This is a genomic window from Pseudomonas fluorescens NCIMB 11764 (assembly GCF_000293885.2).
GTDB classification, from domain to species: Bacteria; Pseudomonadota; Gammaproteobacteria; order Pseudomonadales; family Pseudomonadaceae; genus Aquipseudomonas; species Aquipseudomonas fluorescens_B.
This window is the reverse complement of sequence record NZ_CP010945.1, coordinates 2,012,034-2,026,571: the sequence shown is the minus strand read 5'-3', so window position 1 is coordinate 2,026,571 and position 14,538 is coordinate 2,012,034. Positions and strand designations below refer to the sequence as shown.

General features: G+C 60.3%; 11 protein-coding genes. 4 read left to right on the top strand and 7 right to left on the bottom strand.

From position 1 onward, the window contains the following. The first annotated feature begins 1 nt into the window (after position 1). From B723_RS09160 to B723_RS09145, 4 genes are all read left to right on the top strand, one after another. On the top strand, positions 2 to 1,621 hold the full coding sequence (locus B723_RS09160) for a 5-oxoprolinase/urea amidolyase family protein (RefSeq protein ID WP_017336443.1): 1,620 nt from the start codon (positions 2 to 4) through the stop codon (positions 1,619 to 1,621). Continuing rightward, positions 1,618 to 3,357, top strand: coding sequence for an acetyl/propionyl/methylcrotonyl-CoA carboxylase subunit alpha (locus B723_RS09155; RefSeq protein WP_017336442.1), 1,740 nt, complete (start codon positions 1,618 to 1,620; stop codon positions 3,355 to 3,357). The genes B723_RS09160 and B723_RS09155 overlap by 4 nt, the downstream gene beginning before the upstream one ends. Positions 3,358 to 3,511: 154 nt before the next feature. Then, positions 3,512 to 4,753, top strand: a complete 1,242-nt coding sequence (locus B723_RS09150) for an OprD family porin (RefSeq protein ID WP_017336441.1) — start codon at positions 3,512 to 3,514, stop codon at positions 4,751 to 4,753. Between the two features lie 298 nt (positions 4,754 to 5,051). After that, positions 5,052 to 6,935, top strand: a complete 1,884-nt coding sequence (locus B723_RS09145) for a methyl-accepting chemotaxis protein (protein WP_017336440.1) — start codon at positions 5,052 to 5,054, stop codon at positions 6,933 to 6,935. A gap of 187 nt (positions 6,936 to 7,122) precedes the next feature. On the opposite strand, the gene B723_RS09140 is transcribed toward B723_RS09145, so the two are convergent. From B723_RS09140 to B723_RS09105, 7 genes are all read right to left on the bottom strand, one after another. Next, positions 7,123 to 7,545: an organic hydroperoxide resistance protein gene (locus tag B723_RS09140; protein WP_017336439.1), complete on the bottom strand. Its 423-nt coding sequence runs from the start codon at positions 7,543 to 7,545 to the stop codon at positions 7,123 to 7,125. Between the two features lie 34 nt (positions 7,546 to 7,579). Next, positions 7,580 to 8,518 carry an enoyl-CoA hydratase/isomerase family protein gene (locus B723_RS09135; protein WP_017336438.1) on the bottom strand — a complete coding sequence of 313 codons (939 nt, stop codon included), beginning with the start codon at positions 8,516 to 8,518 and terminating at the stop codon, positions 7,580 to 7,582. Between the two features lie 264 nt (positions 8,519 to 8,782). After that, on the bottom strand, positions 8,783 to 10,156 hold the full coding sequence (pelG, locus tag B723_RS09125; RefSeq protein WP_017336436.1) for an exopolysaccharide Pel transporter PelG: 1,374 nt from the start codon (positions 10,154 to 10,156) through the stop codon (positions 8,783 to 8,785). Further along, positions 10,157 to 11,671 (bottom strand): GT4 family glycosyltransferase PelF, encoded by a 1,515-nt coding sequence (gene pelF / locus B723_RS09120; protein WP_017336435.1) that lies wholly within the window; start codon positions 11,669 to 11,671, stop codon positions 10,157 to 10,159. It lies immediately after the preceding gene. Beyond that, on the bottom strand, positions 11,668 to 12,657 hold the full coding sequence (locus B723_RS09115; protein ID WP_017336434.1) for a tetratricopeptide repeat protein: 990 nt from the start codon (positions 12,655 to 12,657) through the stop codon (positions 11,668 to 11,670). Before B723_RS09115 ends, pelF begins: the two co-directional genes overlap by 4 nt. Next, positions 12,635 to 14,002, bottom strand: coding sequence for a PelD GGDEF domain-containing protein (locus tag B723_RS09110; protein ID WP_017336433.1), 1,368 nt, complete (start codon positions 14,000 to 14,002; stop codon positions 12,635 to 12,637). The genes B723_RS09115 and B723_RS09110 overlap by 23 nt, the downstream gene beginning before the upstream one ends. Positions 14,003 to 14,007: 5 nt before the next feature. Further along, positions 14,008 to 14,526 (bottom strand): hypothetical protein, encoded by a 519-nt coding sequence (locus B723_RS09105; RefSeq protein WP_017336432.1) that lies wholly within the window; start codon positions 14,524 to 14,526, stop codon positions 14,008 to 14,010. Between the last annotated feature and the right edge of the window lie 12 nt (positions 14,527 to 14,538).

Here is a 14,538-nt window from a genome sequence, read left to right as displayed (position 1 = left end):
CGTGCGCTTTCTACCGGTCAACCTGGACGCCCTGCTCGTCGAATTGAAAGACCTGGACGAGACCCTGGCGTTGTTCGACGCCCTGATCGCGGAGTCTATTGCGGGCGTGGAAGAAATCATTCCTGCCGCACGGACCCTGCTGATCCAGTTTCGCCCCAGCGCCATTACGCAGCAGGCGCTCGTTGATTGTATCGCTGGCCAGGACCTGAGCCAGCGCCGCGCGATCGAGCATCGCCGGGTGGAAATTCCCGTCCACTACAATGGTGAAGACCTCGACGAGGTCGCCACGCTGCTGGGGATCAGCCGCGCCGAGGTGGTCCGACGCCACACCGCCCGGGACTACAGCGTGGCCTTTTGCGGATTCGCTCCGGGCTTCGCCTACCTCACCGGCGGTGCCGATTTCCAGGTGCCTCGCAGACAAACGCCACGCACCCGCATACCCGCAGGTGCGGTTGCTCTGGCGGGAGAATTCAGCGGTGTTTATCCGCAAGCCAGCCCCGGTGGTTGGCAGATCATCGGCGTAACGCCTTTGCAAATGTGGGACCTGAACCGCGCTGAATCGGCCTTGCTGCGCCCAGGCTATAAAGTGCGGTTCACCGATGCTGGCCCGCTCCCGGCGGGCGGCCTGCCTGCCCCCTCGGTACCGGCAAGTGCCGCTACGCCCACCGGTGCCTATCTGGAAATCATGACCCCTGGTTTGCACAGCGTACTGCAGGATATGGGCCGTCCCGGCCAGACCGGCCAAGGCGTATCCCGTTCCGGCGCGCTGGACCTGGGCGCCCTGCGGGCAGCCAACCGCGCGGTCGGCAACCGCTCGGACATGGCCTGTGTGGAATCGGTACTCGGCGGCCTGAGCTTCGTTTGCCATGGCCGTGCGATGATCGCCGTCACCGGTGCGCAAACCCCGGTCACCATCACCAACGCGAGTGGCCTGCAATGGCAGGCAAGCAACTACCAGCCCATCGAGCTGGATGTGGGTGACCGTGTCAGCCTGGGCTCACCGCTGGCGGGGCTGCGCAGCTACCTGGCGATTCGAGGCGGCTTTGAGGTCACGCCGGTGCTCGGCAGCCTGTCCACAGACACACTGGCCCAGGTTGGACCCCCGGCGCTCGCCGTCGGCGACCGACTGGGCTTTGCCACACTGACCACCGGCACCAGCGTATCGCTGAACGAAGCCCCGGCCTTTGAACTACCGACGGCGGCAAACATCGTCACCCTTGACGTGGTGATGGGGCCGCGCACCGACTGGTTTACCGAAGAAGCTATCCAGCGCCTGAGCAGCCAACTCTGGCGCGTCACCTCACAGTCCAACCGCGTCGGTATTCGTCTGGCCGGTGAAACCCCGCTGGAGCGCACCAACCACCAAGAGTTGCCCAGCGAAGGCACTTCCGTCGGGGCCATTCAGGTTCCGGCCAGCGGCCAACCGGTTCTGTTTCTCGCCGATCACCCGTTGACCGGAGGCTATCCGGTGATCGCCGCAGTCGCCAGCTACCATCTCGACCTGGCTGGCCAGATACCTGTCAATGCGCAGATTCGCTTCAACCCTTTGGACGGCTTCAAAGAGATTCAAGCCATTACGGAAGCCTCTTCTTCAACTGCCGATGTGAAAAAACTTCCATGAAAAAATTACTGATTGCCAACCGTGGTGAAATTGCCGTCCGCATCGCCCGCGCCTGCCGCGACTACGGCGTGCAGTCTGTCGCGGTCTATGCCGACGCGGACATCGACGCCCTGCATGTGCGCCAAGCCGACGAAGCCTACTCACTGAATGGCCAGCGCCCGGCCGAGACCTACCTGGATATCGGCAAACTGATCGCCGTCGCCAAACGCAGCGGCGCCGATGCCGTGCACCCCGGCTATGGTTTTTTGTCTGAACGGGCCGACTTCGCCCGGGCGGTGATCGACGCAGGGTTGATCTGGGTCGGTCCCAACCCGGAGACCATCGACGTGCTCGGCGACAAGGTCGAGGCGCGGAAAATTGCCCAACTGGTCGGTGCGCCTCTGGTGGCCGGTACGCCTGGCCCGGTCGAAAGCGCCGCCGAAGTACTGGCCTTTGCCGAACAGCATGGCCTGCCAATTGCCATCAAGGCGGCCTTTGGCGGCGGCGGACGCGGCATGAAAGTCGCCTGGCGCATGGATGAAGTGGCTGAATTGTTCGCCTCCGCCGTGCGCGAAGCGGAAGCAGCCTTTGGTCGTGGCGAATGCTATGTCGAACAGTTCCTCGACCGTCCTCGGCACATCGAAGCGCAGATCCTCGCCGACAAGCACGGCAAGGTCGTCGTCGTCGGCACGCGGGACTGCTCCTTGCAGCGGCGCAATCAGAAGCTGGTGGAGGAAGCGCCAGCGCCCTTTATCAGCGACGAACAGCGCCAGCGTATTCATCAATCTGCGCAGGATATCTGCGCCAAAGCCGGCTATGTCGGTGCAGGCACGGTGGAGTTCCTGCTGAGCCAGGATGGCACCCTGTCGTTCCTTGAGGTCAATACCCGTTTGCAGGTCGAGCACCCGGTGACCGAAGAGACCACTGGGGTCGATCTGGTGATCGAACAACTGCGAATCGCCGACGGTTTCCCGTTGTCCTTCAGTGAGACGCCGACCCCGCGTGGCCACAGCTTCGAATTTCGCATCAACGCGGAAGACCCGGGCAAGGGCTTCCTGCCCACTCCCGGTCACATCACTGATTTCCTGCCACCGTCTGGCCCGGGGGTGCGTCTGGACAGCGGCGTGATAAGCGGCTCGCGAGTGCCCAGTACCTTCGATTCGATGATGGCCAAACTGATCGTCACCGGCGCCACCCGCGAACAGGCCATCGTCCGCGCCCGGCGCGCGCTGGCTGAGTTCAACATTGAGGGCATCGCCTCGGTGCTGCCGTTCCACCGAGCCGTGATGGATCATGACGACTTCACCGGTGCCGATACATTCGCCGTACACACGCGCTGGATCGAGACCGATTTCGCCGAACAGATCACTCTCGCCCCCCGTGCCGTTGTATCGGCCGACCCTGGCATCCTGCGCACGTTTGTCGAGATCGACGGCAAGCGCCACGAACTCGGCCTTCCGGCTGCGCTGCTGCGAGGCGTCAGCCTGAACGCAGCGGACACCGTCAGCGAAAGCACGGCCGCCTCCGAGGTCTCTGATCCTCAGGCGGTACTGACACCCGTAGCGGGGAATCTGCATACCTGGGTCGTCGAAGACGGCGAGTCGGTGAGCGTCGGGCAAGTGATCGCGGTTGTAGAAGCCATGAAAATGGAAACCTCGGTCCTGGCACCTTGTGAAGGTCAGGTGCAGATCGCCAAACAGGCCGGTGACTATTTTGAAGCCGGCTCCGTGATTGGCCGCATCAAGACCATTAATTGATTTAAACACTCTTCTTTTCGCCGGTAGTACGCACAACGGGGTAATAACTCCGTTGCCGCGTGCTGCCTGCAGAAAACTGTAGATGTAACTGCGCATTCAAAATAACGATAAAAACTCAACCAATAAATCTGCCGTTATCTGGAGCATAAAGAGCATGTTGATCAAAACGACTTTCGCTGTCGCGGGTACTTGCGCGTTGGTTTTCCCATTTCCGGCATCTGCAGATTTTATTGCCGACAGCAAGGCTAGCGTTGAACTGCGCAACTTCTACTTCAACCGTGACTTTCGTAACGGACCGCCCACCACCCAACGTGACTCTGCGGCGGAGTGGGCGCAGGGAGCCATGTTGCGATTCGAGTCGGGTTATACCGCAGGTACTCTGGGCCTGGGCGTCGACGCTGTCGGCATGCTCGGTATCAAGCTTGACGGCGGTGATGGTTCCGGCGGCACGGGCCTGCTGCCGGCGGACCTTGGTTCGAAAAACGGCCGAGGCTCACAGGACGAATACTCCAAACTCGAGCTGACGGCCAAGGCGAAGGTATCGGAAACCATCCTGAAGGTCGGTTCACTCGCCTTCCGTACGCCCGTGGTCTCGAGCAATGACACGCGCTTACTGCCGTCGACGTTCGAAGGCGCACTGCTGACGTCGAAGGACATCGACAAGCTCATGTTGCAAGGCGGCAAGCTGGAGCAAATCAAGTTCAACAGCTCTTCAAATTATCAAGACTTCACGGGTAACCGTATTGGCGGCGTCAGCGATGACTTTCGCTTTGCCGGCGGCACCTACAGTTTCAACAAGGCCCTGAGCACCAGCCTGTACTACGGCAACCTGGAAAACGTCTATCGGCAGTACTTTGGCGGCGTGGTCTACGAGATCCCCCTCGCCGAGCAACAGTCGCTGAAGTTCGACCTGCGCTATTCGAAAAGCACCGACGACGGCAACTTTCGTCCCCTCGATAACCGGGCAGCGAACGGCCTGGTGGCCTACACCCTGGGCTCCAACGTATTCACCGCGGCCTATCAACGCATGAGCGGTGACGACCCCTTCCCCTACATTGCCAATAGCGATCCGTACCTGGTCAACTTCGTCCAGATCAATGACTTCGCCAATACCCAGGAACGCTCCTGGCAGCTGCGCTATGACTACAACTTCGCCGCGCTGGGCCTCCCGGGGCTGACGTTCATGAGTCGTTATGTCCAGGGAGACAACGCGTTGGTCGCCGGCAACAACACCGGTAAAGAGTGGGAACGCAACACCGACATTGGTTATGTCATACAGTCGGGCTCGCTGAAAAACGTCGGACTGAAAGTCAGAAACGCAACCGTCAGGTCAAACTTTGGTAATGACCTGGATGAAACACGCCTGATCCTTAGTTACACCTTGGCATTGTGGTAACGGCAAAACACCCAGACAACTTTCAGCCACAACCTGTGCTGGACGCCTTACAAATTTACCAATCAATAGCGCAAGTCAAAGTATCTGGCTCGCCATGAAATTGGCTGCCGCAGGGGCGCTTTTATCCTGACGCGATGTTTGAACAGGTACAACAAAGCAAACTTCGGATAACTGACAGCTCCGTTTTTACAAGGAGGCAATTGCGTTCGCAAGTAACAAGGTCCCGGGGTTGATACTCCAACCCCGGAATCCTCAGCCTGAATACGTGGTGTACCGATTCAAACCCGGAGAGTGAACGATGGGACATCTCAAATTTAATCAAAAGATATTGCTGATCGCCTCCTTGGTGATCATGACGGTGTTTTGCGCATTTTCCGTGTTGAATGACATTCGCCTGCGCGAAGACAACGCGCAGAAAATCGAACAAAACACACGCGCCCTCGCCGCCTCCATGGCGCATGACATCCAGAGCTGGCTGACCGGCCGGCTGATTCTGATGAAAAGCGTCGCCGAGTTTATCGGGCACAACCCCACGGCAGAAAACGTCCTGGCCACATTACAAAACCAAGTGCTGATGGAGCAGTTCATTGCCACGTATGCCGGCACCCGTGACGGCAAGTTTCAGATCTATCCGCCACGGGAAATGCCTGCGGACTACGACGCCCGACAGCGCCAGTGGTACAAGGACGCCATCGCCAACGGAGCCGCGATGACCGAACCCTACGTAGGCGCAGGGATCGATTACCGGATCATTACCCAGGCGGTCGCCATCCCTTCCGGGCAGCAAACACTCGGGGTACTGGGCGCCAGCCTGAAAATCGAGACGATCTCGCAAACACTCAATGCCCAGGCGTTCGATGGCAACGGCTACGCCTTTCTGGTGAGCAAGGAGGGCAAGATCCTGGTTCACCCTGACCAGGCGCTGATAGGTAAAACCCTGGCCGATCTGTTTCCGGGCAACACCTTGACCCTGAGCGACCGGCTGGTCGAAGCCACGTCGGTTGATGGCAGCAAATTCACCCTGTTCTCACCGGTCAACGGCCTGCCTTCGCAGGATTGGTACATCGGTATCGTGCTCGACAAACAAGCGGCCCTGGCCAGTGTCTCCGCGTTCCGCAACTCCGCGATCATCGCGACGGCTGTTGCAGGCCTGGCCACTTTGCTGCTGCTCGGGCTGCTGATTCGCGTGCTGATGAGGCCCCTGCATTCGATCAGCCACGCGATGGAAGATATCGCCCAAGGCGATGCTGACTTGACCCGTAGATTGTCGATCCTGTCGAAGGACGAATTCGGGCAACTGGCCATGAGTTTCAACCGCTTCAGCGATCGTATCCACGCTTCTATCAGCGAAGTATCCTCGACGACGGATGCCTTGGGTGAAGCGACGCGGCGGGTACTGTCGGCGTCCGACTCCTCGGTGGAAAAGTCGGAACACCAGTCGGGTTACACCACGAGCGTGGCTGCCGCAATCGAACAGTTGGGTGCAGCGGCGCAGGAGATCGCTTCCAGCGCCTCGGCGGCGTCCAAAGGCGCTTCCAGCGCCCGGTTGCAGATCGAGTCGACCTGCGAACTGGTCGAGAACACAGTCACAGCCATGAGCGACCTGCAGGCAAATATCGAACTGACCCGCTCGCAGATCGAAGACCTCAACGCCAAAACCATCAACATCGGAACAGTCCTGGAGGTCATTTCGACGATTTCCGCAAAGACCAATCTGCTGGCCCTGAATGCGGCTATCGAGGCGGCCAGAGCCGGAGAGGCGGGACGCGGCTTTGCCGTCGTGGCGGACGAAGTGAGAAACCTTGCCCACCATACCCAGAATGCGACCGAAGAAATTCGCCAGGTCATCGAAGCGTTACAGGCCGGCGGCGCCCAGGCTTCCCGAACCATGCTGCACAGCAATGAAATCGGCAGCCAAAGCGTGCTCGTCGCGAAACAGGCTGGGGCCAGCCTTGTGAACGTCGTCTCGAAAATCGGTGAGATCGATGAGATGTGCCTTACGGTCGCTGCCGCGACTGAAGAGCAAACAACAGCCGTCGATCAACTGACAAGGGATGTGCATGAGATCAGCCAGTTGAATCGCCAGACCACTGACAATCTGGGCTCTACCCTCAGAGCCTGTGCAGCATTGGATTCAGAAGCTGGGCGACTCAGAAACGTCGTAGATACGTTCAAGTTGTAGGCGTATTGGTTAACAGCGAACAATTTTGTGCTGGCCCCGTCTGACTTGATCACCAGAGTGGGAGGACTCAATCGCGCCACCTTATCACCAAGGCCATGGCCTGCCTGAGTCAGTAAAACCAAGCCGTAAAGCATCGAGAAGTCGAAGCTTCACGGCTTTTTTGTTGCCTTGATTTTTTATCCGGCGATCAAACGACTTTCAACTCCACTGCCACATGCCCCCGCGTCATCCGCGAATACGGGCAGATCTGATGCGCAGCCTCTGCCAATTCCCGTTTCACGCCCTCCTCCAGGCCGGGAATGTTGACGTTGAGCCTGACCGCCAACTGAAAATCCCCACCACCGGTTTTGCCCAGGTCCACTTCGGCGTCCACCGATGTGTCTTCCGGTAGTTTGATTTTCATTTTGCCCGCCGCCACCTGAATCGCACCGATAAAGCAGGCTGAATACCCCAGTGCAAACAGCTGCTCCGGATTGGTCCCCGGTTTGCCCGAGCCCGGTGAGCTGAATTTCACGTCCAGCTCGCCATCGCTGGATTTTCCGGTGCCCGTGCGGCCGCCGACAGTGTGGGTTTTTGCGGTGTACAGAACGGTTTCCAGTGCAGTGCTCATGACAGTAACTCCTGATAGGTGAGGGTCTTTTTGATCAATCCCCGAGAGTGCCCGTGTGATGCGCCAGGCGTTTTTCAACATCCGCATTCTTCTGCAAGCCAAGCTCCATCAACTGTTTGATCCGTTGCTGTGCCGCCGGACGTTTCACCGAGCCGATGAACCCGTCCCATTCGGCAGCGATGGCGTCGTTCGGTGGCAGGCTTGAAGCGTCGACGAGGCGTTTGATGTCGGTGATCGACTGTTTGTCGAACCGGGCAATACGGCGGGCCATGGTGTCGACGAACGCGTCGAGTTCGGCGTCGGGCAACGCACGATTGACGTAGCCATAGCGTTCAGCCAGGTCGCCATCGATGTCGTTACCGGTCAACAGCACTTCCAGTGCGCGCCCACGCCCCATCAGCCGCGGCAATCGAGCCATGGGGCCACCGCCCGGCACCAGCGCAGCGCCGATTTCCCATTGCGACAGGATGGCCTTTTCGCGACTGGCAAAGCGCATGTCGCTGGCCAGTGACAGCTCACTGCCGACACCGGTGGCGCGACCGCGAATCGACACAATCGATACGACCGGCGCCTTGCTCAGACGAACCAGCATGTCCGGCAGCGGAGGCAAGCCGGTGGGGCCGTTGGGCAGGCTCGTCGTGTCCGTCAGTGGCGGCACGAAGTCATAGTGGGTAAGGAAAAAATCCGGAACATCGCTGTCGAACACCACCACCTTGACCTTCGGATCGGTCTCGAGCGCGGTGATGACCTCGTTCAATTGCGGCATGGTTTCCGGGCCGTAGATGTTGTACGGCGGATTGTGGAACGTGACGCGCCAGTACTCGGGCGTGACACGCGTGAGTTTGATCTCCTGTTTGACGGCGGGGGTGGCAGATTTCGAGGGGGTGGCTGGGGCCGTCTCACCGGCGAAGGTCAGACTGGCCGTCGCCATTGCGGCGAGCATGAGCGCAGAACTCAGCAACTGTAGTTTCATGTGGCATCTCCAGAGCGCTATCGAAAGACACGTGTCGGAGATATCGCAGGAGTCGATGGGAGGGGGCGGGGACGGCTTGATCGATCGAGTGGCACTCGCATCAAGAGGTAGCCCGGAACAGATCGTCTGTCGTCGGCAGCTCCGAATGATCAAGGTTAGCAGCGCAACCTGGCCTTTCAAGTGACGTCAGTCGGAAGCCATCAGGCGAAAAAAAAGGCACTGGGCGATGATCGCCAGTGCCTTTTTTATACCGGCAACAACCGGTCAGCGCGATGACAGCATGAACGTGTCGTACTCCAGGTCTTCCAGCGCCGTGGACAGTCGGTGCAGCCCCAGCAGCACACAGACCAGCAACGACAGGGTGAACCCGTAGCCAAAGAAGCTTGGGCCAAGGTACATGCTCAACATCGTCAGCGCCCCGTTCAACACCGCGAACAGCACACACAATTCCAGCACCACGGTGCGCTTGTCCAGGTAGAAGAACACGTTGAGCAACGCCATGAACACCACCTGGATACTGACGCCGATCAGGTCGATGTAGAACAACGGCAGGTAGTAGCTGGAAATACCCAGCCAATCCAGCAGACGCGGCGCGAACAGGAACAGCAGCACCACCGTCAGCCCCTGCACCTTGCAGATTTCCAGCAGCCCCTGACGGATCGACAAGGTCATCTCGGTTTTCAGCGAACCGATGTGCTGCAAGGTTTCGCCCTCGCGGATCGCCCGGAACAGACGGTCATACCATTCGGCGAAATCGGTTTCGATGCGCACCAGGAACACCGCCATCCCCGGGATGATCGCCAGGTAGGCAAGGAAGATCGGCAGGTCATACAGGATCGACGCACGCAGCGGACCGATGACGATGTTCGAGGTGCCGGGGTTGAACCAGAACAGGAACTTGTCGATCCAGATACCGAAGTTGTAGAAGAAACCGGTGGCGAGCAGACTGAGAAAGACGTGGCGACGATCAAGGAAATCGAAGGCGATCAGTTTCTCCGCACGGTACTCGCGCAGGATGTCATAGAGGAACAGGAACAGCAGCGTGCTGTGCCCGATCAACAGTGCCAGCAGCAGGCCCGGTATCTGCAGGAAAGCCAGCACATAGGCGCTTGCCACCATCAACGTGTAGCCCACCAGCATCACCAGCAGAATGCGGTTATAGGCCTTCATCCCCGACAGGAAGATGATCACCAGCCACAAGTTGCACAGCACCACGAAATTCGACAGCACCAGCACCCGGTAGATCAGTGGTTGATCGAACAACACGGCCAGCACGATGATGCCCAGCACGCCGGCAGCGAGCGTGACCAGCAACAGGATGCCCAGCAAGTTGGGCAGGATCTGTTCGTATTTGTGCTCGAACAAACGGTCGGACACGAACCGGGTGAAAAACAGCTGCAAGCCTCCCGTGAGAATCAGCGAGGTGGCCATCAGGTAGGTCACCGTCACCAGAAACTGCCCCACCAGCGTGTTGGGTATCACAAGCCCCAGACTGATGATCCCCACCAGCATCACGCTGATGATCGATAACACCCAGGGCCCGGAGCTGATCAGGCCGGCATACACATAAGCGTGCAAGGTCGCGGTGTAGGAGTCGCGCGAAAGGATCTTGCGCAGTTCGAAGCCAATGCCGGCCATTTAACTGTTCTCCATGGCTGCTTGATACAAGTCGCGATAACGCTGCAGCATCAAGGCTTCCGTGTAATAACGATTGACCCGCAACAAGCCGCTGGCCTGTGCGGCCTGCCAGCGTTGCGGGCTGCGCAGCAGTTCGAGGATCGCGGCGCAGGTGGCTTGTGGATCGGCAATCGCCACCACTTTGCCCGCCAAGCCGAGGTCGCGGTCCTCGGCGCTGCCGCCTTCGATCAATTCACGACACGAGCCCACATCACTGCTGACCACCGGCGTACCGGCGGCCCAGGCTTCGAGGATCACCAGTGGTTGCGCCTCGCTGATCGAGGTCAGCACCATCAGGCCGAGTTTCGGCAGGATGTCCTGGATGCGCTGGAAGCCCAGGAAATGCACCTTGCCCTCCAGCCCCAGGCTGGCCATCAGGCTGCGGCATTCGCTGACGTACTCCGGGTCTTCCTCTTCGGGACCGACGATCCAGCCTTCGGCCTCCGGCATGGCGCTGATCACACCGCGCATGGCCCGCAGGAAGGTTTTCACGTCCTTGATCGGCACCACACGCCCGATCAAGCCCACCACGGGTGTGATACCGGGCGCACGGGATTCCAGTGCCGCGGTCCACTGCGGCAGGTCGATGCCGTTCGGAATGACCTGCGTGCGGGCCGGGTCGGCGCCGTCCTTGATCTGCCGCTGACGGTTGCCGTCATACAACGCGATGATGTTGTCGGCGCTGTTGTAAGTCAGCTGGCCAATGCGTTCGAAGAAGCGTATCCACAAGGTGCGGATGTAACCCGAGCCGGCGTCGAGGCTGCGATTGAGCGCCTGGCCGGAACTCTCGGCGATCCAGCTGGCCTGGGCCAGGTCGATCTTGCGTTCCTTGGTGTAAATCCCGTGCTCGCTGAGCAGGTAGGTGCAGTTCCAGCGTTGCTTGAGAATGCACCCCAGCAGCCCGGCGTAACCGGTGGAAATCGAATGCAGCATCCGTGCTCGCGGCATTTTCCGCGACGCTTCGGCGAGCATCAGCAACGGCGACTGCATCGAACGCAGGGTCCAGAAATAATTGACGAAGGAGGGGTCGGCGCAATGCAGCCGATACCCTTCGCTCAACGCTTCCCAACTGGCGCGGCTGCGCAGCACGTCGTCGAGGGTCATGCGGCCCTGCGCGATGCAGTCGAGCAGGCGTTCGCCCAGCTCAGGCTCCGGCGCATCCGGGTGGTGCAGGAAGCGATACAGGTCCAGCAACTGCTGCGGGTCGGCCTCTCGCGGCGTTCCGCGGGTGTTGGCCGGATGGGTCGCATCCTCGAGAAACACCTCTTCGATGTGCAGCACATTCGAAGGGACTTCATAGCGTCGCGACGGGTAGGCCGAACGCTGGCCGCCGATGAACATCACCGAGAAGGTCAGCTCCGGCAGGCCGAGAATCATCTGATGAATCCAGCTCGACACGCCGCCGCGCACGTAAGGCCAGGTGCCTTCGAGCAGCAGACAGATGTCGGCCGTCGGCGCCGCTTCCTTGTGATTCATGACCAGCTCCTCACCAGTTCAGCGAACGGTGGCCGCTGACGGGTTTTCTCGGGCAGTTTCTCGAGCAACCCGGGAATTTCGTGATAACGACCGGCCTCGAACGCCAGTTCAGCGCGGAACGGCAGAACCTGCGCTGCGCCCATGCCGTTGTCCTGGGCCTGATGCAAGAGCACTTCGGCGCGCTCGATATCACCGCGCTCCAGCGCAATGCGTCCGGCCAGCAAGAACAGCTCGCCGCCCTCGCCCGCTTCAAGCCCTTGCTCGGCGTGTTCGCTGGCCTGGTCGAGCACGTGCTCGAGCACACTGCCTTGCGCCAGGCCGAGGTACGCCAGCTCCCAATACCAGCGCGCCAGCGTGCCATGCAGCGCACCCGCGGTTTTGGCATTGGCGCCGCTGAGTTGCCCGAGGGCGATCTGGATGCGCAGGTTGATGTCGCTTTCCTGCTTGTCGAGCATCGAGTACGCCAGTAGCCGCACGTCGTCGCTGGGATCACCCAGCGCCAGTTTGAGGATCGGCACCGCTTCCTTGCCCGGCATGCGTCGCGTGGCCAGCAATGCGGCCAGACGCTGGTCCGGATCGGGCGCATGGCGCAGCACATCCTGCAAACCGCCGTCGGCAAAGATCGGCGAATGCAATTGCAGCTGCGCGCGATACGGCAGGCTTGGAATACCGACAGCCTGCCAGGCTTGTTTGTCGCGTTTACGCGGCAGGTACAGCGCTGGAAAGATCGACACGACCACACCGACCATGCCGATCACCGGCACAAAGAACGCCAGGCTGAAAATGAACAGCGGGCTCCAGGGCAACGGCGCACGGTAGCGTGCCGGCAACAACAGCCACACCGCGGCGCACAGCAGCACGCATGCCAGACCATGGCTGAGGGTGAATACCAGCAATTGTTGCAACTCGGGCGCCGCGAGCCACAAACTGGCCCAACTGCCCGCCTCAAACAACAAGGCTCCGCTAAACAGCCACTTGCTGATCATTCAGGCCACACTCGTTGAACAGGAAATTACGCAGCCCGTCGCGTTCACAGCCAGGCTCCAGATTGAAAGGCATCACCCGCACACCCAGGCTCGCCATGTCACTTTCAATACCAAAGTGCTCATGCAACAACAGGCTGATCCGCGCCAGATAACCTTCGGTGCCCTGCGGACTGGTCAACGGCAAGAGCACCAGCAACAGTTGATGATCGCGATTGTTGCGCGCCGGCAAGTGCAAATCGAGGCCGCGCTGGCTGCGTTCCAGCAGACGCGTCAGCTCGTCGTTGGGGCGGGTCATTTCAAAGGCAAACAAACCGGCCGGCAATTTGTGTTTCTCGACATCCACCAGCGAGCGTTTGAGCTGCAGGGTGAACTGCTGCGCATCGGCGTCGGGCAGTTGCAGCACTTGCGGGTCACGGCGCAACAGGTCGGCGATGTGCCCGGCGAGCAGCGCCAACAGGCTCAGGGTGCGATCCTGGAAGGCAAAGAACGGCATCTGCCGAACCGCCAGAATTGCCAGCAGACGCCCCTCGGCATCGATCAACGGGATGCACGCCTGCAACGACGAGAACTGCGCCGAGGTGCCGGAATCGATCAACTCCTGACGTACGCTCACCAGTTCGCCGCGCTCCAGGCAAAGCTTGACCAGGCCGTCCTCGGTGCCCAACGGCCCCATCACGCCGATCGTTGCCAACGCGTCAGGCAAGACATTTTCTTCACGCTCGTCAACGCGGTATAGACCGGCCACGCGCAATGCGCCGTATTGCCCAAGCATCGCCACGATCGGATCTGCCAGCGCGATCAATGCATCGCCCGCGTCCGGCATCACCCTCAACTTTTCGCGCAAGCCCAGCAAGGAGCTGCGCAGGCTCTGGTCGCTACCGGCCACGCGCTGCTCGAGCAAGTCGTGGGAGACCCGCAGAATCTGGTGCGACCGGGTGAACTCGTCGAGACGGTACTGACGATATTCGTTGGCCATCTGCAGCCGCTCCAGACGCCGCATCCACAGATCGCGAACCTCACCCACCAGCATCCCGCAAACCAGCACGCCGACAATGAATGACGGATCGATCCGGGCGTAGCCTTCAAGACCGCTGTAGCGCAGGGCAAACATCGCCAGGACCAACAGGCTGGCGCTGAACAGACCACGCACGAAACCGTAACGCACGCCCAACAACAGCGGCGCCAGAATCGGCCAGGGGAACCCGCCGTGTACCTGCAACGGGTCTTCAGGGGTCAGCCACAAGCCCAGGCCGATCGCCGCGCCGGTGACCAGAAACGTTTCCAGCCAAGACACCGGGCCGCTGGCTTGAGGCGCCAGGCTGTAATCCATGTGGGGAGAATTCATTGCAATCACTCGAACCGAAGGGCGCCGACAAGTTTGTCGAGCACCGTTTGAGCGGTGCCCGCGAGGCTTTCACGGGACCAACCGGCACGTGCGCCACTCTTGCTCCAGAGTACGCGACCGCTGCTGCCTTCGAGTACGCGCAGGCTGATGCCCACCGCCGGCTCGCCGTCCAGGCCGTTCTTGTACTGCCACTCTTCCACGCTGCCGGCGATCACATAATCGAGTTTCTGCTCGCGTGCCCATTCCAGGGCTCCGGCCAGACGTTCATTGTCATCCATCAGCGCTTGTTCGCCCTGGGTGCTGGCCGGGTAAACCTGGGGTTGTAGACCGTGACTGCTGAGAACACTGAGCAGGATCTGCTCGCTGCGCTCACCGGCCTGCGGCGTCTGCGAATAGTTGACCATCGGCACGATGCCCCACTGCGCGTTGCGCGGCAGGTTCGGGCTGGATTCATCGGTGAAGCTGGCGCAACCGGCGACGAACAGGACGGCGAGGGCCAGGCCCAGATTACGAATTGCTTGCATAGTTTTTCTCCG

Bases quoted from the DNA above. Each gene is read 5' to 3' on its own strand.
- B723_RS09155 (WP_017336442.1), top strand. From the start codon at position 1,618: ATGAAAAAATTACTGATTGCCAACCGTGGTGAAATTGCCGTCCGCATC.
- B723_RS09150 (WP_017336441.1), top strand. From the start codon at position 3,512: ATGTTGATCAAAACGACTTTCGCTGTCGCGGGTACTTGCGCGTTGGTT.
- B723_RS09145 (WP_017336440.1), top strand. From the start codon at position 5,052: ATGGGACATCTCAAATTTAATCAAAAGATATTGCTGATCGCCTCCTTG.
- B723_RS09140 (WP_017336439.1), bottom strand. From the start codon at position 7,545: ATGAGCACTGCACTGGAAACCGTTCTGTACACCGCAAAAACCCACACT.
- B723_RS09135 (WP_017336438.1), bottom strand. From the start codon at position 8,518: ATGAAACTACAGTTGCTGAGTTCTGCGCTCATGCTCGCCGCAATGGCG.
- pelG (WP_017336436.1), bottom strand. From the start codon at position 10,156: ATGGCCGGCATTGGCTTCGAACTGCGCAAGATCCTTTCGCGCGACTCC.
- pelF (WP_017336435.1), bottom strand. From the start codon at position 11,671: ATGAATCACAAGGAAGCGGCGCCGACGGCCGACATCTGTCTGCTGCTC.
- B723_RS09115 (WP_017336434.1), bottom strand. From the start codon at position 12,657: ATGATCAGCAAGTGGCTGTTTAGCGGAGCCTTGTTGTTTGAGGCGGGC.
- B723_RS09110 (WP_017336433.1), bottom strand. From the start codon at position 14,002: ATGAATTCTCCCCACATGGATTACAGCCTGGCGCCTCAAGCCAGCGGC.
- B723_RS09105 (WP_017336432.1), bottom strand. From the start codon at position 14,526: ATGCAAGCAATTCGTAATCTGGGCCTGGCCCTCGCCGTCCTGTTCGTC.